Below are 20853 nucleotides of genomic sequence, written 5' to 3'. Positions count from 1 at the left end.
ACCCAGGGCGTCATGACCACCAAGGCCGCGCTCGCCCTCCAGGGCCTGCCCGCCGGCCCCCTGCGCGCCCCCATGGTCGAGTGCTCGCCCGAGGACATCGCACAGCTCAAGATCGATCTTGCTGCCAGCGGGGTACAACTCTGAACAACAGCGCGGCCAGCGCACGCAACGTGACCTCGCAGGCCTGCTGGGCTGGCCGCAGGCCAAGGTCTCGAAGCTGGAGACTGGCCGGCAGACCGCTACGGCGGAAGACTTCACCGCATGGGCGACGGCCGTAGGCCGCCCCGAGACGGCGGGGGAACTGACCGCCCGCCTGCAGGGCCTGGAGACCGACACCCGGTCGTGGCGCCGCCAGCTGCGTGCCAGGCATAGGACCGTGCAGGACACCCTCACCATCGAATACGAACGCTCCACCGAGCTGTGGGCATGGCAGGGCTCGATGGTCGTCGGCATGCTCCAGACCGCGGAGTACGCCCGTCACGTCTTCACCCGCTACGCCGAGCTCCAGCAGTCACCCCGCGACATAGAGGACGCCGTACGGGCCGGCATCGGCCGTCAGTCGCTGCTGTGGGAGCCGGGCCGGGTCTTCCACATCCTGCTGTGGGGAGCAGCCCTGTACGCCTCTGTAGCGCCCCGCGATGTCCTCGCCGGGCTGATGGACCGGCTCGCCTCTGTCATCGGCCTGGACACCGTTCGACTGGGCATTGTGCTCTTTGGGGCGCAGCTCGCTGTCCCGCCGGCCAACGCGTTCTGGCTGTATGACGACCGCCTCGCCATCGTCGAGGACTGGCACGCCGAGCTGTGGCTGGACGACGCCGACACCGTCGCCCTGTACCGCCGGGTATGGGACACCCTCGAGGCGTCGGCGGTGTACGGCACGCATGCCCGTCGGCTCCTCGCGCGGGCCCGCGCCCAGGCGGCCGACCTCGCCTGAGCATCACGGCGAATCACCCAGACCACTCGGCGAATATTCGAGAATCACAGCCGCCGCTGATTCTCGGCTCTCCCTAACGTGCTGGTCATGGCGAAACACCTCCCCCTCGCCCCCGTACGCGAGGGACAAACGTGGCTGCTGTCCTGCACCCCCGACCCGGCAGCGGCACAGCGGGCATGGGACGCCCAGCAACTCGCCGCGATCCCGACCGGCCCGCACTGGCGGGTCGCCGAGACCCGGCTGTCCCGGTCTCTGGACGCGATCCGCCGGTTCGGCGCACGCCAGCACGGCCCGGTGCTTACCGACATCAGCACCAGCCGTGCCTGGTGGCTGCTCCCCGCCGACCTTTGCCGACGAACTCGACGACATTGCTGGCATCACCGTCCATCCCGCCGGCTGGGTACTGGACTGCCCGCCCGTCGTGCACTCCCTCGGCGGACGGTGGTGGCTCGGACTACCGGACGGCACCGGACAGCTCACCGACCCGACGCTCCTAGCCGCCGCGTTCGGCCCCGGCGGGTACCGGTCCGAAGCGGAGATCCCAGCATGACGACCATCCAAGCGATGGTGGCCGCCAACCAGCAGGACGTTCCTCGCAGCCCTCCCCCTCCCGTCCCTCGACGTCCTCAGCGATGATCGGGCCCGCGGCGCGGAGTGCTTGTGGGGCGGCGAGTCGCTGACCGCGGAGACCGCCATCGACCTCGGCGAGCGGATCAGCCCGACCAGCGGCACGACGCTGTTCCTCCGCGGCTGCCGCCGGTGCTCCCTCGCCCACGTCCTGCAAGCGGCGAGGGAGCACCCGGGATCGTGCGAGCAGTGCGTCGACGACCGAGCAGTGCGTCGACGACCCCACCATGTGCGGGACCCGCCGCGTCGTGCGCGCCCTAGCCCTGGAGCAGCGCCGATGAGCGACGAGACCAAGAGCCACGCGGCAGTCCAGGCAGCGGGCTACTGCTGGGCCTCATACAAGGGCGGGCGCGTCCGCTGCACCAGACCGCCGCACACCAGCGGCAAGCATGTCGACCACTACACCGGCGGCACGTCCATCACGGACGTGAAGGGCGGGACGTTCACGAGATCCTTTGACCAGCCGCAACAGGGCTTATTGATGTTGAGGTTCCCGCGCGTCGCAAGATCATCCCCCGGGAATATGCACACGCAATTGTTTTGATGGGATGCGCTGTGCCCCTGAGGTGGCTCGTCCACGCAGCTTCCATGCAGGCACGCTCTGCGTCTCACAGCTCGCACAGGCTGCATGAGCTGGAGGGTCCCATGCCCGATTGCACCTTGGACCAAGCTAGGCCGGTCGCAAAGGCCAGCATCACCCTCAGTTACGTCGACCGCGTGGCCGTAGGGCCACCATCGCGTTCGAGGTTTCGGGCAACCCCGCACCACGCACCACGTGAGTGCGAGCGCGCCTACGCCTACGCGGACAGCGCAGGGAACACGACCACCGAGCCGTCCTTGTTGCGGGCAATCTCAATCGCCACGTCTGTCGTGCGGCTGTCGACCATGACGCCGTCGCCCAGCTTGCGAATCCGGTTTGCCGCGCGCATCAGGCGATCGACTTCACCGGTCGTGAAGACGGGTCGCAGACCTTGCGGACCTGCCAGCTCCAGCGCCGACAAGCGTTCCAGGACACCGGCAATGCTCGACTCCAGTTCGTCGAGGCGCTGCTGGTCGCGCTTGAGCTCGCGGGTGAAGTTCTCGAACAAGTTGTCAGGGTGGTCCTGGGCATGCTCGACAGCCTGCAGGACGACCACCCGCCGCTTCAGCGCAATGGCCAGGGCAGCGAGTTCGAGGTGGGCGCGGAACATGCCGCCATGCTCGTCGACGCCGGGGAATGACTTGGCCAGCGTGCTGATCTCGACGGACTTGCCCTCGGGCAGCTTGTCGAGTGCGCTCCGCCACCGGGCAAGGCGGCGGTCAGCGGCGCCCAGCGCCGTGTTGATGGCGTGCACTGCCGAGTCCAGTCCCAGGGAGGCTCCGAGCTTGCCCTGGTCGAGCAGAATGGCGGTGGCTTTGTCGATGGCATCGCGGCAGCCGTCGAGTTCGCTGTGCTCCTCTTCGAGCTTCTGTTCGTGCAGCTGCTCCAGCAGTTCTGTGATGTGCTCGACAGCCTGCTGGCGCTTGTAGTCGGCATGCGCGCTCACGCCCACCGCTATGGCCATGAGCACGAGCGGCGCGGCCACGGTGAGCGCCGCGCCGCCGGCGGCCGCGACGCCAGCTGTCGCACCGGCTCCGCCGACCGCGCCTGCTGCCGCCGCTTTACCGACTGGCACGAACGTCGCATTGGCGGCGATGCCCGTCGAGTTCATGAGTGCACTGTGGATGCCGCCGGCCGCCGCCTTCGACGCCATCGGGCGAACGATGCCCTGGCCGAACTGGGCGGCAACCTTCGCCGGAACCACCATGCGATACAGGTTTTCGCCTGCAGCGGTCGCCCTGGCCGCCGTAAGGGAACTTCGCGTCGATTGAGTGATGAACTGTGACAGGTGCTGCGCCAGGGGACTCGCGGCATCGAGCGGGATACCTCGGCTGCGGTCGAGCTTGTCGGGCAGCGGATGCACCTCAAGTGTGGCGATCGGCGCGTCGGCCAGGGCGGCCAGCACGCCGCGCAGTTCAGCCAGGCGCTCAGCCGTCATCAGCCCGTCTCCGGCCAAAGCCGGCACCCGGACGTCATCAGTCGCCAGCGTCCACACCGGAACCGCTGCCTTGCGATGGTCAGTCATCGTCTCCCCCTTGTTTTCCAGCAACAGCGTACGGCTGACGTCCGACAAGAACGGCATGAACCTCGTGTATGCAGCTACGGGCTCTGTCTCCCGGTGAATTGACGATCTCACAACGGAGGCCCGGCGCCCACCTGCAATGATCTGGCCGGGACCGGCGGCTCGTGGTGCGGGCCGACGAGACCCATTGAGCACGCGGGAATCGCACGCTGCGAAAGATCGCGGACCGCCGACGACCGCGTAGCAGCCTCAGAGTCGCCCTGACCCCAGCGCTCCCAATCGATCGCCTGCGTCAGCATCGAACTCAACTCGAGCGTTGCAAATACCCAATTCGCGGACTCCGTTGGCCTCTCGCCCGAAGTCAGCATCTACCCTGAGGCAGAGTCAGGCAGCTCCTGCCGATGCAACGCTCCGGCAGCCGACAAGGGGTGGCAAGTGACAGCGGATGTCCGTGGGCCGGCATGGGCACTCGAGGGATTGGGCGTGCGGTCCGGGCGCTATCCCCTGGCGGTGGAGGGCCCGGTGATGCGGGCGGTGGACCGGTTGGTTCCCGGAGTGTCCACGGTGACCCGCTACATCCGCTACCACTCGTTGTATGCGGCGATCGCAGCGCACGCGGAACGGAACGCTTGGGACATCACCGCCTGCCGCCGGGCGGTCCGCCGCAGCGAGGTCCTGCTGGCGGCGCTTCAGCACCACACGGAGACAGATCGGGCGTGGCTTGCCCACGGGGTCGATCGGGTGCGGCGTTTCTGCGCAGAGGAACTGGAACTCGCGCGCGCCGCCGATGAGGAGCAGCTGAGCCACTCGTACTCACCCCGCCGCTGGGGCTTTTGGGACCAGTACGGCGGACCCGCGACGGTGCTCGGCACCGTGGACGTCCGGGATGGAGTGCTCAAGCCCGGCCGGCACCCGTGCCCTCCCGCGGTCAAGGAGCTCTTCGCACCTCTGCTGTCTCTCGCGGAGCGGGACGTCGTGCCCGTCGCCGCCCTGGAGACAGCGGGGCAGGCGGCTCTTGGTGTCCCGTGTCCGGCCGAGCGGGAATGGTTGACGGACGTGCTGACCGCAACTCGCGGTGGAGGAACCCACGCGAAGGGGGACTGGGAGGCGTCCGACCGCACTCGGCGTGCAACCCTCCGTATCCTCGGCCGGGCGATCGATCTCCACGGTCATGAAGGCGACGGGTATCAGGAGACGCTGCGCTCTGCGGTGGCCTTCGGTGGCGAGGCGACAACGGATCCCGTTCTGGCGGCGATTCCCGAAACGGCCGGTTGGCGGGGAGTGCTGCTGCGCCATTACTCCGTCGGCGCCTGGCGTCGGCTGTGGGCGGCACTGGTGGCCGGTGTCGGCTCCAAGGACGGCGAGGCCGACCGGTCGCCCGAGGAGCTACGGGACTGGCTAGCGCAACAGGCCCCGGATGCGAATGTGCGGCGGGTCCTGGACGACCTGCCTCCGCTCAAGAACGCGGCAGGTCAGTTGTTGCCTGTCGAACGGCAACTCCTGACGCAGGGTGCCGATGCCCCGATGACCAATGTGCTGCTCCTGATGGTGGGTGCGCTGCGCTCCCGAGAGGAGCATCTGCCCGGCGACGTACGGGCCGTCTTCCTGGGCCGTCAGCAACGCTGGGCCGAGTTCCTCGACCCGACGTGGGTCGACGGCCTCATCGACGACTACGCCGACCGGCCGGTCCGCGACCTGGCCGCCCGACTGGTGGACGACATGCTCGCCCAGTCCCGCAGAGTCGCCCTCGCAAAGCTGCGCACCGACCCCGCGACCGGCGGGCTGAAGATCTTCTCCCGTCTGCACCTTCGCAACGAGCGTTATTTCAAGACCGGTGACGAAGGAGACTCCGACATCGGCACCCGCGTCCCCCAACTGGGCTCCTTGGCAGCGCAGCTAGGGCTTTTCGCCGTCCGCGACGGCTGCCACACCGTCACTGCGGAGGGACGGCGCATCCTGGAGACAAACCCATGACCGCCGCACAACACACCCGGTTCGCATCCCCCGTCACGCTGCTGAGGGAGTGGAGCGAACGCAGCGATCAGCAGGCGCTGCACGAAGCACTCTTCCTGGGATTCACAGTTGATCTTCCCTTTCTGGAGAAGGTCGCCATACCCGTCGCCCGTGGCCTGGGTGCCCGCATCGCGGTGATCGGTGACGCGGCCCAAGGGCTGTACGACCCGGTCGATGTGCGCATGGCCGGCCGCAGTTATCTGCACGGCCTGGCCTCCTGCCAGCGTGCGTTCCACCCCAAGGTCGTCCTTCTGTTCGGAGAACACGCCTGCCGGCTCGCAGTGGGTTCGGGGAACCCGACGCTGTCCGGCTGGGGTGCCAACGACGAACTGTGGACGGTGGTGGAAACCGAGGACGACCACTCCCACGCGCTCTTGGCCGACCTCGCCGACTGGCTGGAGGCACTGCCCTCCGCCATGGAACTGGCCCCATGGTCGACGAGTCATCTGACGGAACTGGCTGCCCTTCTGACCGAACGGCATGTCAACGCCCCGGCCGTACGGGAATCAGGTGCCCGGCTTCTGCATAACCTCCAGGAGAGTCTGCTGGACCAACTGCCGCTCGGTCCTGTCGACGAACTACACGCGTACGCCCCGTTCGTCGACGAGACCGGTCATGCCCTCAGCGGGCTGCTCGGCCGTCTGACACCCCGCCGCACCATCCTCGGGCTCCAGCCTCGCTGGTCCAGCTACGACGCCGGAGCGATCAAGAGGGCACTCGGCGGCTTCGACGCGCAGATCCGTTTCCTCGAGGAGACTCGGATGCGGCACGGCAAATTCGTCGAATGGCAGGCCGGCGGCCGCCGATACGCTCTCACCGGGAGCCCGAATCTCACCCGCGCCGCGCTGTGCACCAGCACCCGGGACGGCGGCAACTGCGAGCTCGCCGTACTCGCCGCCGATACCGCGCCGCTGCTTCCCGAACAGGGGCGCATCACCTCACTCGCGAGCCTGACGGGCCGCACCATCCGGCCCTTCCAGTCCACCGGTCACACGCTCGTCCTGCTGGGCGCGAAGACGGACAGCGAAGGCCTGCACGTCTCTCTGGCGCACCCCCAGCCCCTGCCCGTGGTGATCAGCACGTCTCCGGACGGTTCACCGGGTTCCTGGACACGGACCGGAACCATTCCGGCGGGGGCGGCGGCCTGCTCCTTCCCGCTGCCCGAGGTTCCTGGTGCCGCGGTTCGCGCCACGTGCGCCCGTCCTGACGGCACCACCGCCCAATCCGCCGTCGTCTTCGTGTACAGCCCCGTGCACTGCGCACGGCGCCACAGCGCCGACAGCGGTCCCCGGCTGAGATACGACTACACGGCGCAGACCCTGTTCGCCGACGAGCGTGCCGCACGCCGTTTCGAAACCGATCTGCTGCGCCTGCGCGAGCTCACCGCCGGAACGTCCGCTCCCCGGGTGAGCCCGGCGGGAGACACGACAACGGGCTCGGTGACATCGAGCGGCGTCGACCGCTGGGACGCCTACCTCGCCGACTGCCGCCGGATGATCGGGGCGCCGTTGACGGATCTGGCGTTCGGCACCTCGCCGCTCGACCTGCCGCAGGCACCCTCGTCGCGGTGGATCGTGTCGGCGGTCACCCTTGGCGTGCGGGAGGAGGACGACGAAGAGCACGAGGACGAGACGGAGGAGGTGGACCTCCCCACCACGAGCGAGCCGCTCGCCCCGTACGTCGCGCCAGAGCAGCGTGCCCGTTGTCGCGCCTGGGCCCAGCGCTGGGTCGCGACACTCACAGGCCCTGACGGTTCAGCCGCAGCACCGGTTCCGGTCCGGCTGCTCGTGGCCAACCTGTTCGTCCAGCTCCTGGCCGCCGGAGTCTGGGACGAGCAGGACCAGAGCTGGCGCGACGGGCTCAGCCGCCTCCTCGAAGCACTCCGTTCCGAAGACCTGGCGGGTGAGGCGGACCACGATGCTCCGCCCGAGACCCGGCGACGGCTGGACGCGGTGGCGGCCGTGGTGATGACACTGCTCGTCCAGGACGCCACGTTCTCCGGCGGCGGCGAGCACGACGTACTGGCGGCCCATGCCTGGCACGGCAGCAAGGCGGTGATCGCGCGCGCCGAGCCCGCCGAGGCGGAGGACCTGATGATCCCGCCGGAGCGGGCGCTCGCCTGCGTCGCGCCTTGGAGTGAGGTGGACAGACTCATCGCTCTGGCGCAGGAAGACGACCCCTACGCGGAGGCGATCGAGGGGCTCACCGCGGCCGGCTGGTCGGGCGTGTGCGAGGACGGGCTCTGGGAGATCACGGGCTCCTTCGGCAATCCGCTTCCCGTCGTGGCCAAGGCCGCCGAACGACTCGGGCGGCACCACGCCGACGGCGTGCTTGTACGAGCCCGCAGCAAGAACCGCTGGGCCTTCATGGCGTGGGCGGACCCCTACCTGGTCCTGCTCAATCCCCCGGCACGCGTCTGGCGCACCTACCAGGTACGACTCCCTGCCACACCGGAATCACGGTTCAGCGGCGGCGACCTTTCCGCAGTGCCCGGCCGCGTCGGTTCGGCCCCGCTGCAGAAGGGCCCGCCGGAAGCTCTCAGAAAGATTCTCGCCGAAGCAGGCCTCACCTACCAGGAGTTGGTCAGTCGCCTGTTCACACTCGACACGTGACGGGGGCAGAAGGCGATCAGTGCCGTGACGCCACCGGCGACGGACCGTCGAGCGGCTGATTTCCCTCGATTGACCTCGTCTCACCGTCACGCCGCTGCTCAAGGCGGGCAGGCGCGATGATGGTGGGAGCCTGTCCCGGAGGCAGGGAGCTGTCCGCTCCGAGTACTTGGCAGCGCGCCAGTCCGTGCCGGTACCACAGTGCGGCCGTCCACGCACAGAGCAGCGCGTCGATGAGGTCCTCCCGATGCTTGTAGTCAGTCATCCCGAGGCCTGTCGGCCTCACCCCGGGGCCGGGAAAATGGGGCGGGGTGCCCGTCCGGACGACGTCGTTTCTGCTTGGTGCGAGTGAGCTCGATAGTCAGTCGGATGCGGGGGCCGTGTGCAGGAATCCAGTGTTGTTGCCATGAGCACGCAAGAGAGCGTCTTTGAATCCTGTGGCCCCGGATGGGCGGGTGCCCGTCGCGATCGTCTCGGTGGGAGGGGCAGGGTTCGTGGACGTGGTGGAAGAGCGGTGCGCGGGGATCGACTTGAGCAAGGCGGACGCGAAGGTGTGCATCCGGCTGCCGGGCTCGGGGAAGCGGGCGCGTCGTGAGGTGCGGACGTTCTCCACGATGAGTGAGGGTCTGCTGGAACTGCGGGACTGGCTGGTGGAGAACCAGATCGTCCGGGTGGGCATGGAGGCGACCGCGTCGTATTGGAAGCCGCTGTTCTACCTGCTGGAGGCGACGGAGGGGATCGAGCCGTGGCTGCTGAACGCCCAGCACATCAAGACCGTTCCAGGACGCAAAACCGATGTGAAGGACTGCGAGTGGATCTGCCGGCTGGTCGAGTACGGCCTGGTGCGTCCCAGTTTCGTGCCGCCGCGTGACATCCGGCAGCTGCGGGACCTGACCCGGTACCGCACCGAGACCACCCGCGACCGGGTCCGGGACGTCAACCGGCTCGCGATGTTCCTGGAGGACGCCGGGATCAAGCTCAGCTCGGTGGTCAGCGACATCACCGGCCGCTCTGCCAGGGCCATGCTCGACGCCCTGGTCGCGGGCGAGCGCGACCCACAGGTGCTGGCAGACCTGGCGCTTGGCAGCCTGCAGGGCAAGGTGCCCCTGCTGACCCGGGCGCTGACCGGCAGCTTCAGCGAGCACCACGCGTTCATGGTCGCCTCGATGCTGAGGGCGATCGACGAGGCCGACGCGCGGATCACCCGGCTCAGCGAGGAGATCAACCGGCAGCTGCTGCCCCTGCGTCAGCAGGTCGAACTGCTGATCACCGTCCCCGGGATCAGCCTGGTCATGGCCCAGATCCTGATCGCCGAGGTCGGCGTCGACATGAGCCGCTTCGCCACCGCCGGGCACCTCGCCTCCTGGGCCGGGATGTGCCCGGGCAACAAGGAGTCGGCCGGCAAGCGGCTGTCCGGCCGCACCCGCCACGGTGACACATGGCTCAAGACCGCCCTGTTCATGGCCGGAGCCACCGCCGCCCGCAGCAAGGGAACCTACCTCGGCGCCCAGTACCGAAGACTCGTACCCCACCGCGGAGCCAAGCGCGCCACCGTCGCGGTCGGCCACTCGATCCTGGTCGCTGCCTGGCACATCCTGCGCGACCAGGTCCCCTACCGGGACCTCGGCCCCGACCACTTCACCAACCGACTCGGCAAGGAACGCCACACCCGCCGTCTCATCGCCCAACTCGCCGCCCTTGGCCTCGACGTCACCGTCACCCCGCGCGAGGGAGCCGCTTGACCTGCACCGACGCGCATCAGCTCAGGCCATTTTCAAGAGAGCCGCTTTCTGAGGTGAGGGCTCGGAGAGCAGTTGACGGGAGACCGGGTGGGAGGAGAGCAGGAGGGGCGGATCGGCGGTGGCCAGGCCCGCCATGTGCCCGATCAGCCTGTCACACTCCGCCGCCCGTGCCGCTCGCCACTGTGCCGTCGGAACTCGTGCCGGTCGGCGCTTGTACGTGGGGCGTTCCTGGTCGTAGCCCAGCTCGGCGGCTCCGACCAGGGTCGTGTACGGATAGCACTCGGAGAAGACCAGACCGCTGTTCGGCGGCCCGCCCCTGCCGTCGTCGTAGGACCAGCCCGACTCCTCCAGCCGTTCCCGCAGCAGCACTCCGGCCTGTCGGGGAGAGCTCTGGTTGGTACTGTTCGCGCTCACCTTCCAACGGCCGTACCGTCGGCCGACCTCCCGCTCGCAGGGCCGCTGGCCGGCCGGATTGTCGACGACCAGCGGTGCGTCAACGAATGCCAGGGTCGATCCGTCGACGGCTGTCCTGGCCAGCCATGACATCGTCTCCTCGAGTTCACGGGTCCAGCCGCATTCGATCACGACGCCGTGCGCGTCGATGGCGGCCACGCCTGTTTCATTGGGCTTGGTGCGGGCTCCGCTCTGCGCCCAGGCGAGGTCGATGCCTATGAACCGATCGATTCCCATGCAGCCGTGGTACCAGAGAACCGGCCCCTGATGTGAAGCGGGCCGCTTCCCTGCCGATCAGCCGGGACCGCGGCAGCCGAGGCGATCATCTCTTGTAACGCGCACCGTTGTTGAGCGGCGGGATCCGTGAGCTGAACACCCAGACCCCTTGGGAGAGCGTCGCGCCGAGGATGCGACCGGAGGTTCGCAGCCAGGGGTTGGAGGCTTGGAGCGGCGCGAAGTTGTCGTTCGAGACGATCACCCCGTCCACGGCGTTGGCGATGTCGACGACGAGTGCGTCTCCACGCCCCTCGGTGCCCGCCGGCGGCTGCACCACCTGGCGTGCGTCGATCGCTGCCTGCACGGCCGCTCGCTCCTCCTCGGCCACGTCGTGGCGGAGCGTCGCGTCGACGACGACGTGAATGTCCCGGTTGGGATAGCGGCGCTGCAGGGCGGCGACGCCCTGTTCCAGGATGGCGAAACGCGGTCGGCCGCCGGCGGCCCGGCTGGCGCTGGAGATCCAGGCGAGGTTCGAGCCGTCGACCACCAGCGGACGGTTGTCCGCCGTGGCGGCGAGGCGCGCCAGGACCTCTGGGGAGGCCTTGCCGCGCTTCGAGCCTGCCTGAGCCGGGGGGACGTCGGGCTTGGCCCGGTGAGGATGCGTGGGCAGCGGGGCGCTGCGATGGGGTGTCCCGCGCAGGGACATCAGCTGAGCCAGCTCTTTCTCGACCTCGGGCGATGCCCCGATCGTGCCGAAGCTCGACACCGGTTCGTTGAGAACGACCTCGCCTGTTTTGACGAGCGTCGCCTTGACTTCGAGCAGCCCTTCCTTGGTGTAGGTGTAGTCGAGTTCGAACGTTCCGTCCTGCGCCGAGCACCGTCTCTTGTACTCGAGGGTGAGTACGGTAAGCCGGACATTGTCCGGGTGGTCGACCGGCTTGTCCGGGTCGCCCTCCCATACCTCGACCTGGAGAGACGCCAGGTTGTCCTTCGTCGGCGTGTACGACTTCTTGCGGATCTGTGGGAGCGGCTGGTTCCGCGGGATGATGGTGCTGAAGCTGCGCCGACCACCACGCTCGGTCGTCACCGTGCCCAGCGCATGGGAGTTGACCACCTGGACGATGCTGTCGAGTTCGCCGTTCAGGGAAGCGGCCGCGATCGCGGCACCCTCCGCCACGGCAGTCATCGGGTTGCACAGGTCCGCGCCGACCGGCACGCATCCGAGGGCCTCGGCGACCGCGGCTCGTACGGCCGGGATCTGGCTGCTCCCCCCGATCATCAGGACGGCGGTGAGCTCACCCGGGTCCATGCGGAGGTCTTCCAAGCAGGCCTCGACGGGGTCCAGGGCTCGGGAGATGAGGTCCTGGATCTCCTCGGAGAACTCCTCCTGGGTGATCTCCACTCCGATGCCGTCGGGCGTGATGACGTGGACGTTGCTCTGCTGCGACAGGAGGATCTTCGATCGCTCGATGTCGAGCCCGAACTGGCGTTGTTCGGACGGGGTCCACTGACGGCATGCCGGTGCCCGTTCGAGAACCAGCCGTTTGAGACGTTCGTCGATTTCGAGCCCGCCGAGGCGGTTCACCCCGCGGGATGCCTTCTCGTCGAAGAACCCGTCCTCGTGGAGCAGGATGGTGGAGTCCATGGTGCCGCCGCCCCAGTCGAAGACCAGGAACTCCCCGGTTTCCTCCAGGGCATGGGCGTACGCGATGGCCGCTGCCGTCGGCTCGTTGAGCAGGGCCTGCACGGCTACGCCCGCGACCTTGGCCGCCTCGCGTGTCCGATAGCGTGCTGCGCCCGTCGCGTTGGCCGGGACAGTGACGACGGCTGGTGCGATGTCGGTGGCCGCCTCCTCCTCCGCCACCCTGGCCATGGTGCGAAACACTCCCGCGGCAGCCGTCGTCGCCGCGAAGCGCCGGTTGCCGATCGTGACCAGCTGTTCGTCACGGAGCATGCGCTTGCACGCTTCCACGGCGCTCTCCGAACGGAGCTTGGCCTCCCAGCCGAACAGCGTTCCAGGACGCAGCGAGCTGGTACCTACCACGGAAGGGAAGAGACACTCGAAGCCGGGCCGTCGCCAGTCGGCATCGAGTCCGTAGCCGCCGAGTTCCAGGACCTCCACGTATGCGCCGTTCCACTGAGCGGCCACCGAGTTGGTCGTTCCGAAGTCAATGCCCGTCGCGGTCACCGGCCCCCCTCCGTGCCGTTAGCTCCGTTGCCGGTGACGTCCACGCGGCGCAACTGGCCGGCGAGGGCGAGTTTGCCGGTGGCCTCGTCCACGTAGGCGGGCCGCAGGACCTCGAAACTCTCGCCCTGTCCCTCGGTCACCACGAACAGCTCCGGTGAGTCGAGGTCCGTGACCCGACGCAGCTGAAGCTGGCCGAGGTGCTCGGTCATGGCATCCGCCACGGCTCGGGCAGCGCCCTGCGCGTGGAGCAGCGCGTCGATCTCGCACAGCCTGCCGACGAACTGGGCGCGGGTGCGGAACTCTGCGATGACCGCGGCACGGACGGCCTGGAGCAGCCCACTGCCCGTTCCCCCTGCGGGGTTCTCCTCGCCGAGTTCTGCCAGTGCCGCCGGTATGGCAGCCACGATGCCCTTGATCACCTGAGTGGCGTCGAGTGGTTCGGAGGACGACCATGCCGTCCGCGGCGACTGCTCGGCCTTCTTCGCCCTGCGTATCGCCGTTGCGGTGGGTTTCGGGCGCTTCTGCGTGGCCTCAGGACGGATCTGCCCGCAGTGCGGACACACCTTGTGCGACCTGAGACGCTTTTCGGCCTTCTTGGGGCGCTTCTTGATGGTGGTACGTCGGTGCGTGTGCGGCATCGCTGAGTGGCCTGACTTTTCTTGGCGAAGGGGGTCTCGGACGGTGTGTGCGACCACTACCTGGATCGGTGACGGTCAAGACGTGGTGGCGTGGTACGGAAGTCCTGGAGAAGCTCGACGGCGGCCCGCGCACGCACGGCCTCCATATCCGCCCCATTGGTGGCGGGGGTACGCCGCGGCAACGGCTCCAATGGCGGGACGATGGAACGCGGCACGTCGTCGGGTGCCTCGTAGACCGAGTGGGCCAGGGGCAACCTGAAGAAGACCGCGTCTCCGGCTTCGTTCCGGCGTGCCTGGTCGAGACGACCGCGGATCATGTTGAGCCGCGCGTACTTCGTCGTGTCGAAGCGTGACTCGCGGACGAGCTCGCGGTAGCGGGTCTCCCAGTCGGCAGAGCCGTGTGGCAGGCCGAGATCCAGGTACGGATTGGTGAGGGGATCGCGGCTGTTCTTGGGCGTCGTACGCCATACGCGTATGAGTCGCAGGCTGCCCGCCGCTTCGTCGCTCAGCGCCGCCGCGCGTTCCGTCAACGCTTCGGCGTCCTGCAGATCCTCACGTGCGAGAGCAGCGTAAGCAGCGATGTTGAGAGCTTCGGGAAGAATGCCCTGCATACTCGGCGGCAGCTTCTTGCCGGGCTTCGGGGGGCGGTCGAAGGCCGCGGACTGCCGTCCCGCCTCCTCCACGCGGCCTTCGATCACAAGATCGTATGCTCTGCGAATGGCCGTCCAGGCGTGGAAGTCGCTGAGCCGCGGATCGACGGTGGACTGGGGGTCCCACAGCGTGGACATCAGCGCCCACAGGCCGCGGTCGGCAAGGAAGCTCCGGGGCCAGTTCCCTTCCTGGGATCCGGCCTTGAGATTGCGCAGCTGGATGCGCTGTTCTTGGGGAAGTGCGGCGTCCAGCTCCTGGAGGCGCGTGGCGTCTCCCACGGATGCCTCAAACAGCAAGTCCCAGACGTCCGGCCGGCCGTCGGCAGCGGGCCCGTCGGTTTCCGGTTCCTCACCGGACACGAATTCCGCGCGACGCAGGAACCACGTCCAGTTCAGGGCACGAGCCTCGTCCCGTGTCACCTGCTCCGGCACCAGTCGGGCACGCAGGTAGAGTGCCTCGTCGTCGCCCCGATACGCCCATGGGTCGTCCTCCGACAGGATCCCGCCGTGCTCGATGAGGTCGTCGATGACGGGCAGCGGAGCCCAGCGGAGCACCTCGGGAAGCAGTGTCCTGGGCACGGGCACGGCTCCGCCCATGGCGACCGAGGTGAACAGCGAGTACGCGGGTCCACCGGTCAGGCTTCGGGACGAGCGGGCCAGCAGCAGACTGGGGGCGGTGGAGCAGATGACCGCCAGGCGGTCCATCCCCTCAGGGGTGAGCCACTCCACTCCCGCGGCATGCAGAGTCCGAAGGTGCCTCAGGACGTCCGTGGGCGTGCACTGCCTCAGCAGTGCTCCGACCGCGGGCAGCAGGGCGTCCGCCTCGGGAGAACCCTCGACCGCCTTGCGCAGTTCCTCCTTGTGATGACCGCCGCCATCCGCACCTTCACCGCCGGTCGCCTGCTGCAGCTCCTCCAGCACTTCCTGCACGGCGCTCACGGATTCGGCGCCGTTCACCCCGAGCCACCGCCACTTGCGAAGGACGAATCCACTGGTGCTGTGCGAGGGGCCAGCCTCACGTCGCTGCCTCTGCTCGGCCAGACGACGTTTCTCAGCCGCTATGGCGGCTTGCCGGGCCGCCACGGGGTCGGTCATCTCATACACCCCCGCAGGTTATCCGGCACCACCGACATGCGTCTCGAACTGCACCTATTCCCGGAGCAGTCAGCTCTTGGCCACGTCGCCCCGCAGCCTCGCGGTGAACTTCGGCCCGGGCGTGACTTCCCCCGCCCTGGGCTCGCACGGCAACCCTTGACTCCTCGACGCCTCCGCCCTTGCGGTGCCGCCCGGGTCGCACGGAACACCCGGTTCGGGAGAGCTCGCCGATGGCGCCCTCAGGGACTGAGGGGGCGTATCGAAGGAAGCGCCTCATCTTCCAGCTGAAGGTCGCGTCTCGCGGTCCTGAGCGCGAGTTCCAACTGCCGTACATGCCGCCCACCCTCGTTCGCCGCGCCGCCACGCTCGTTCGCGACGGCGGCCAGCCACAACTCGGCGCCATTGATGGCCCGGGTGACCTGTCTCCCGGCCGCCTCTCCCAGAGCACCTTCGAGTGGGCGAAGCTGACTGATCAGGTCCCTGGCCCGCTTGCTGTTCCCGGGCCAGTGATTCGCCCCGCCCGGAGGCCCTTCGTCGTCAGCCGCAGTACCGGCAGACGTGGAGCTCGAAGCGTCGGTGGAGCTCTCCGCGGTCGCGCTCGCCTGGCCTGTCCCACCCACAGAAGACCGTTCGCATACAACGGCCGGGATAGGGGAAAGTGACCACAGCCCTGTGCGTTGAGCCTCGTCGGCGTTCAGGCGGATGTAGCGCTCAGCGGCCACGACCCAGCCCGTTCCGCCATCCGCCACAAGAACACGCGCTCCGTCAGGTACGCGGTAGACCTGCCCCGCGAGCGGGATTTCAGTATCCGCGGGGACGGAGAGAAATGCCCGGGTGACCGCGCTGCCGACAGGCTTGACGTAAGCAGCAAGCACATGCCGATCCCCGCCGACCACGACGAGCGCGCTTTCCGTGACCTCGCCGCCTGGTACAGGAGCGAAGACCAGAGCACCCTGGACGGGGAAACCTGCGGGTTCGGGACGGGTCCGGGACGAGCGAACCCTCTCCAGGTGCGGGGTGAGCAGCCCCGTCGGCGACAGCGTGCATTCCTCCAACGGCGCCCAGTGAAGCGGATGTCCGCGCGCCTGCACTCCGATGTGGACGCGACGCTCCCCGCCGTGGGTGATGAGGCGGACCCGGAGCAGGAAGCCCTGACGGTCCAGCAGTTCCTGTGTCACCGGTCCGTCCTGCGCGAGGATCCAGTCCACGCCGACGGCGTCTTCGTCGAACTCGTCGGCAGCGCGACGCCAGGCCGGAAAGTCGAGAGCACCGAGCTGGAACCTCACTCGAAGTCGTATGCCCGGAGCGAGCAGATCCACGGCACCGCCGGGGCCGGCGCCGAGATCCCGGATGCTGACCTTGCCCGGCACACCCTGCCGTTCGAGCAGTCGCTCCACACCGCGCTTGACGAAGAGGTGATCAGCGCTGGACTCACCATTGGCGGTGCGATGGCACACCGCGTTGGGGTGGTGGGCGAAGTGGCACACCTTGTCGGTGTAGCGCCGATCGCTCAACTCACCGCCGCAGCCGCCCAGCTGAATCCCGCACCAGTAGGTGTAGTCGGGGTGCAGCTTGCGCCAGTGGTCCAGTTCGTGATGACCCATAGGGAGGATCACAGGATCGCCGGAGTACCTGTCTCCGATGACCGCGGTCTGGACCCTTCGGTGGTCCAGTGGGACAAACCTCATCAGCGGTGACCTGGGCCTCCGACGCTCCGACGCCCGATCACCGGCGTCTGCCCGGGCCAAGTCCCGAAACCGGTCATGTCGCCCCCTCTTGCCTCAGCCGTCGAGTCGGCTGAGACACACTCGACTGCCGCTCAGGATGGGCCGCGTCGACGTTGTTTGCAATGCGTCGCGGCATCGAGTCTGATGCACCCCACAGGTCACCCTTCTGCATTGCGGGGGCGAGTTCGGCCCACACCGTCTTGCCCGGTGCACCGAGTCGCGTCCCGGTACCCCAGCGGGTGGCCAGCCCGGCGACAAGGAGCAGGCCCCGGCCCGACTCCGCTTCGCCGGGCGGCGCCTGCGGAGACGAGGGAGGCACCCGCTCGGTGCGGGTGTCCGTCCCCTCCACGCGGAGGGCGTCGGAGGTCGCCGTAGCCGGAGGTGGAAGTCCCGGCCGGGCACGTGGCCGTGCCGCACGGCGTTGGCGGCCAGTTCGGCCGCGATGAGGGTGAGGGTCTCGTTCGCTGCGGAGTCGTAGGCGTATCCCCACTGGTCCAGCCGCTGGGGGAGCTATGAACACCCGAAGGATCACTGCCGTCGCTCAGGATCTGCGGTGGTTCAAGAGCAGTTACAGCGGCGCGGAGGGCGGCGACTGCGTGGAAGTGGCGACTTCGCAAGGGACCGTCCACGTCCGGGACTCGAAGGCAGTCACCGGCCCCGCACTCACCATGGACCGCACCGCGTGGGCGGCCTTCCTCGGCTTCGCCGCGCACCACGACAGCGAGGGTTGACCCTCTCACTCGTCGGCTGACCGTTTGTCCCCTTGAGGTGCGGTTCCTCGCTCCTTGGATTCCGAAATGGGCAAGAATGTCACCGCACTGTTAGCAGCGTTAACGCAGGCATCTTGCCTATGTCCTTTGAGGTGTGTACGGTCCCGTCATGGCCGCCGACGAATCCGCCCCCGCGGCGGTCGTCACGGCTGCCGAGATCGCCCGCCTTGCCGGGGTGACCCGTGCCGCCGTCTCCAACTGGCGCCGCCGCCACCCCGACTTCCCGCGCCCCGCTGCCGGCACCGCGACCAGCCCCCTCTTCGCTCTCACGGAAGTCCAGCAGTGGCTGGACCGGCAGGGGAAGGGCCGGGAAACCTCCGCTGAGGTCGACCTGTGGCACGAACTGCGCGCTCAGTACGGCGACGACCTGCTCACCGCACTCGGTGCGGTCGGCGCGCGGTTGCTCGGAACCGCCGTCGAGCAACCGCTGGCCGAACCCGCCGCAGCTGCCCTCACCGCCTTGTCCGCAGAGCGTGGCGCACACGCCCTCTACGCCGACCTTGTCGAGCGCTGTATCGCCTCCACCACCCGCAGCGGCGGTGAGCCGATGACCACCCTCGCCCTGGAGCGGATCGTCGCGGCGTTCACCGGGCCGGCCGACGAGGCAGCCGGAGCATCGGACCGCACCATCGGCACCGTCTACGACCCGGCGTGCGGCATCGGGACGCTGCTGCTCACCGCCGTCCCGGGTGCCCACCGGTACGGCCAGGAACTCAATCCGGCGACCGCCGCCATCGCCGAGTTCCGTGCCCGGCTCGGCGGCAGAACCGCCACGCTGGCCTGTGGGGACTCGCTGCGCAAGGACGCCTTCCCCGACCTCCGTGCCGATCTGGTCGTCTGCGATCCCCCGGTGGGCGTGGCCGACTGGGGGCGGGACGACCTGCTGCTCGACCCCCGCTGGGAGCTGGGCGTACCCCCGCGCTCGGAGAGCGAACTCGCCTGGGTCCAGCACTGTTACGCCCACACCGCCCCCGGCGGCCGGGCGCTGCTGGTACTGCCCTCGTCCGTCGCCTACCGCAAGGCCGGTCGCCGTATCCGGGCCGAACTGGTCCGCCGAGGACTGCTGGCCTCCGTGGTGGCACTGCCGCCCGGTCTGATGTCCAGCCACTCACTGCCCGTGCACCTGTGGATCCTGCGGCGACCGGCCCAGGGCGAACCCGCCCCGACACACATCCGCATGATCGACCTCAGCACCGCCGACCCGGACGGCACCGGCATCGGCATGAAGGACTGCGCACCGACGCCGGAGCAGATCGCGGACGTTCCGCCCGTCGACATCCTGGACGACGACGTCGACCTGAGCCCCGGCCGCTACGTCACCCCCCATCACGGCGACTACCCCGCCGAGTACGCCGCCCTGCGCGACCGCATCCAGAGCCTCGCCCGGGACCTGCTCGACCTGCTCCCCGAGCTCCCTGCCGGCCCCGGCCGCATCGAGGCCGCGCCGATGGGACTCGGCGATCTCGTCCGGGGCGGTTTGGTCGACCTGGACGGCACCGAGCCGACCTCCCGGACCGACCAGCTCGACACCGACTACCTGCGCGGTTTCCTGCGCAGCGCCGCCAACACCCGCCGCAGCACCACCGGCAGTGGCACCCTCCGCCTGAACGCCTCGGGTGCGCAGATTCCGCAGATGGACATCGGGCGCCAGCGGGAGTACGGCGAGGCCTTCCGGCGTCTGGCCGCCTTCGGGGAACTGCTGCGCGAGACCGCCGCCATCGGCGACCGGGTCGGCGCGCTCGCGTACGACGGGCTGACCAAGGGTGCCCTGCTGCCGCCGTCGGCCGCCACCAGTGCCTCTTCGGGGAAGAGCGAGTCCCAGGAGGCGCAGGATCAGTGAACCGACCCGCTGATAACCTCGCTCTCGTCCAGCCAGGTCAGGACAGTACGGGGGCAAAGGTGCTGCAGCCGCTCAGAGCGGGCGACCCGACGACGGTCGGGAACTTCCGACTGGTCGGCCGACTGGGGCAGGGCGCGATGGGTGTCGTGTACCTGGGCTACCGTTCGACCCGCCCGGTCGCGGTGAAGGTCGTCAGACCGCAGCTCGCGGAGGACGAGTACTTCCGCAAGCGCTTCACCCTGGAGCTGGAGGCGATCCGCCGCGTCGGCGGCTTCCACACCGCCGCTCTGGTGGACGCCGACCCGCAAGCGGCGACGCCTTGGATCGCGACCCAGTACATCAACGCGCCCTCGCTGCTGGAGCTGGTGGAGCAGCACGGCCCGGTCAGCGAGCTGGGTGCCTGGTGGCTGGCAGCGGGTCTCGCGGACGCCCTGATGCACATCCACTCGGTACGTTTACTGCACCGGGACCTCAAGCCCGGCAACGTCCTGGTCGCCACGGACGGCGTCCGGGTCATAGATTTCGGAATCTCCCACGTCAGCGGCGGCACCGGCCTGACCACGGCGAGCGCGGCCCTCGGCACCCTCTCCTACATGGCACCGGAACAGGCGGCGGACTCCCGTAGGACCAGCGAGGCGTCGGACGTCTACAGCCTCGGCGTGACGCTGGCGCACGCGGCGACCGGCCACGTCCCCTTCTACGCGCAGATGCCGGCACAGCGGACGCTGGACATCCAGCCCGACCTGATGGGCCTCCCGCCCGCGCTGCTCGACCTGATCACCCACACGCTCGCCTTCGACGCCGAGGACCGTCCGACGGCACAGAACGTGCTGGAGGAGGCAATGGGACGCCTGCTCGACTTCGGCGTGCCGACGGAGGCGCAGGCGTACCCGCCGCTGCCGGAGGCGTTCCTCGCGGCGGTGCTGGAGCGGCAGGCCACACCGGTCGAGGCACCGGATGCCGTACCGGATCCCGATGCCGCGGTGGACGCCGAGCCGGAAGGCGTTCGGGACATCGCCCCCGAGCCGATGCCCGAGGCCGCACCGTTCCCCAGGCCCGCGGAGCCGCTCGATCCCGGGCCCCGGCCGGACGCCATGCCGGACCGTTGGGCCGCACGATGGCGCAGCCGTATCGAGGACCGCCGCGGCGACTACGGCGGCTGAGCCCGTCAAACCCATACACAAGCCACAAACGCCCAGTGCTTGAACGACACAGCGGCACAGCAGCAGAGCAACAATCGAAGGAGACC

15 protein-coding genes and 2 pseudogenes are annotated in these 20853 nt (G+C 68.8%); 10 read left to right on the top strand and 7 right to left on the bottom strand.

The genetic code is table 11. The features are described 5' to 3' along the window. From AC07CM_RS43970 to AC07CM_RS43955, 4 genes and pseudogenes are all read left to right on the top strand, one after another. A pseudogene (locus tag AC07CM_RS43970) lies at positions 1–144 on the top strand (4-hydroxy-tetrahydrodipicolinate synthase); the annotation flags it as partial. Then, complete coding sequence (locus tag AC07CM_RS43965) at positions 119–934, top strand: helix-turn-helix domain-containing protein (protein WP_478882176.1); 816 nt, start codon at positions 119–121, stop codon at positions 932–934. The pseudogene AC07CM_RS43970 and the gene AC07CM_RS43965, both read left to right, overlap by 26 nt. A 319-nt stretch (positions 935–1253) precedes the next feature. Beyond that, on the top strand, positions 1254–1484 hold the full coding sequence (locus AC07CM_RS43960) for a hypothetical protein (RefSeq protein ID WP_478882175.1): 231 nt from the start codon (positions 1254–1256) through the stop codon (positions 1482–1484). Between the two features lie 354 nt (positions 1485–1838). Then, positions 1839–2105, top strand: a complete 267-nt coding sequence (locus tag AC07CM_RS43955; RefSeq protein WP_478882174.1) for a hypothetical protein — start codon at positions 1839–1841, stop codon at positions 2103–2105. A 253-nt stretch (positions 2106–2358) separates the two neighbouring features. Here the strand turns inward: AC07CM_RS43955 and AC07CM_RS43950 are convergent, their stop codons facing one another. Then, positions 2359–3666, bottom strand: a complete 1308-nt coding sequence (locus tag AC07CM_RS43950) for a hypothetical protein (protein WP_478882177.1) — start codon at positions 3664–3666, stop codon at positions 2359–2361. 480 nt (positions 3667–4146) lie between these two features. Here AC07CM_RS43950 and AC07CM_RS43945 point away from each other — a divergent pair, with 480 nt between their 5' ends. The 3 genes from AC07CM_RS43945 (at position 4147) to AC07CM_RS43935 (ending at position 10027) form a co-directional block, all read left to right on the top strand. After that, complete coding sequence (locus AC07CM_RS43945) at positions 4147–5637, top strand: hypothetical protein (protein ID WP_478882173.1); 1491 nt, start codon at positions 4147–4149, stop codon at positions 5635–5637. Further along, positions 5634–8288 carry a phospholipase D-like domain-containing protein gene (locus tag AC07CM_RS43940; RefSeq protein WP_478882172.1) on the top strand — a complete coding sequence of 885 codons (2655 nt, stop codon included), beginning with the start codon at positions 5634–5636 and terminating at the stop codon, positions 8286–8288. Before AC07CM_RS43945 ends, AC07CM_RS43940 begins: the two co-directional genes overlap by 4 nt. A 491-nt stretch (positions 8289–8779) precedes the next feature. Beyond that, positions 8780–10027, top strand: coding sequence for an IS110 family RNA-guided transposase (locus tag AC07CM_RS43935; protein WP_478882171.1), 1248 nt, complete (start codon positions 8780–8782; stop codon positions 10025–10027). Between the two features lie 21 nt (positions 10028–10048). Here AC07CM_RS43935 and AC07CM_RS43930 read toward each other — a convergent pair whose 3' ends face one another. From AC07CM_RS43930 to AC07CM_RS43905, 6 genes and pseudogenes are all read right to left on the bottom strand, one after another. Next, positions 10049–10717, bottom strand: a complete 669-nt coding sequence (locus AC07CM_RS43930; RefSeq protein WP_478882170.1) for a DUF429 domain-containing protein — start codon at positions 10715–10717, stop codon at positions 10049–10051. Between the two features lie 85 nt (positions 10718–10802). Next, positions 10803–12884: an Hsp70 family protein gene (locus AC07CM_RS43925; RefSeq protein ID WP_478882169.1), complete on the bottom strand. Its 2082-nt coding sequence runs from the start codon at positions 12882–12884 to the stop codon at positions 10803–10805. After that, on the bottom strand, positions 12881–13522 hold the full coding sequence (locus AC07CM_RS43920; RefSeq protein WP_478882168.1) for a hypothetical protein: 642 nt from the start codon (positions 13520–13522) through the stop codon (positions 12881–12883). Before AC07CM_RS43920 ends, AC07CM_RS43925 begins: the two co-directional genes overlap by 4 nt. A gap of 56 nt (positions 13523–13578) precedes the next feature. Next, positions 13579–15267, bottom strand: coding sequence for a hypothetical protein (locus tag AC07CM_RS43915; RefSeq protein WP_478882167.1), 1689 nt, complete (start codon positions 15265–15267; stop codon positions 13579–13581). A gap of 239 nt (positions 15268–15506) precedes the next feature. Beyond that, a complete protein-coding gene (locus AC07CM_RS43910) occupies positions 15507–16871 on the bottom strand; it encodes a hypothetical protein (protein ID WP_478882166.1) in 1365 nt (454 codons plus the stop codon). A gap of 157 nt (positions 16872–17028) precedes the next feature. After that, positions 17029–17492: pseudogene (locus AC07CM_RS43905) on the bottom strand (ATP-binding protein). Between the two features lie 14 nt (positions 17493–17506). Here AC07CM_RS43905 and AC07CM_RS43900 point away from each other — a divergent pair. The 3 genes from AC07CM_RS43900 (at position 17507) to AC07CM_RS43890 (ending at position 20767) form a co-directional block, all read left to right on the top strand. Beyond that, positions 17507–17725 carry a DUF397 domain-containing protein gene (locus AC07CM_RS43900; RefSeq protein ID WP_478882165.1) on the top strand — a complete coding sequence of 73 codons (219 nt, stop codon included), beginning with the start codon at positions 17507–17509 and terminating at the stop codon, positions 17723–17725. Between the two features lie 148 nt (positions 17726–17873). Then, a complete protein-coding gene (locus AC07CM_RS43895; protein ID WP_478882164.1) occupies positions 17874–19604 on the top strand; it encodes an N-6 DNA methylase in 1731 nt (576 codons plus the stop codon). Positions 19605–19663: 59 nt separating this feature from the next. Further along, on the top strand, positions 19664–20767 hold the full coding sequence (locus tag AC07CM_RS43890; RefSeq protein WP_478882163.1) for a protein kinase domain-containing protein: 1104 nt from the start codon (positions 19664–19666) through the stop codon (positions 20765–20767). Positions 20768–20853: the final 86 nt, after the last annotated feature.

This window comes from Streptomyces sp. NPDC044061 (assembly GCF_056434305.1).
Note: the sequence above shows the minus strand (reverse complement) of the source record. Positions and strands in the feature narration are given on the sequence as shown.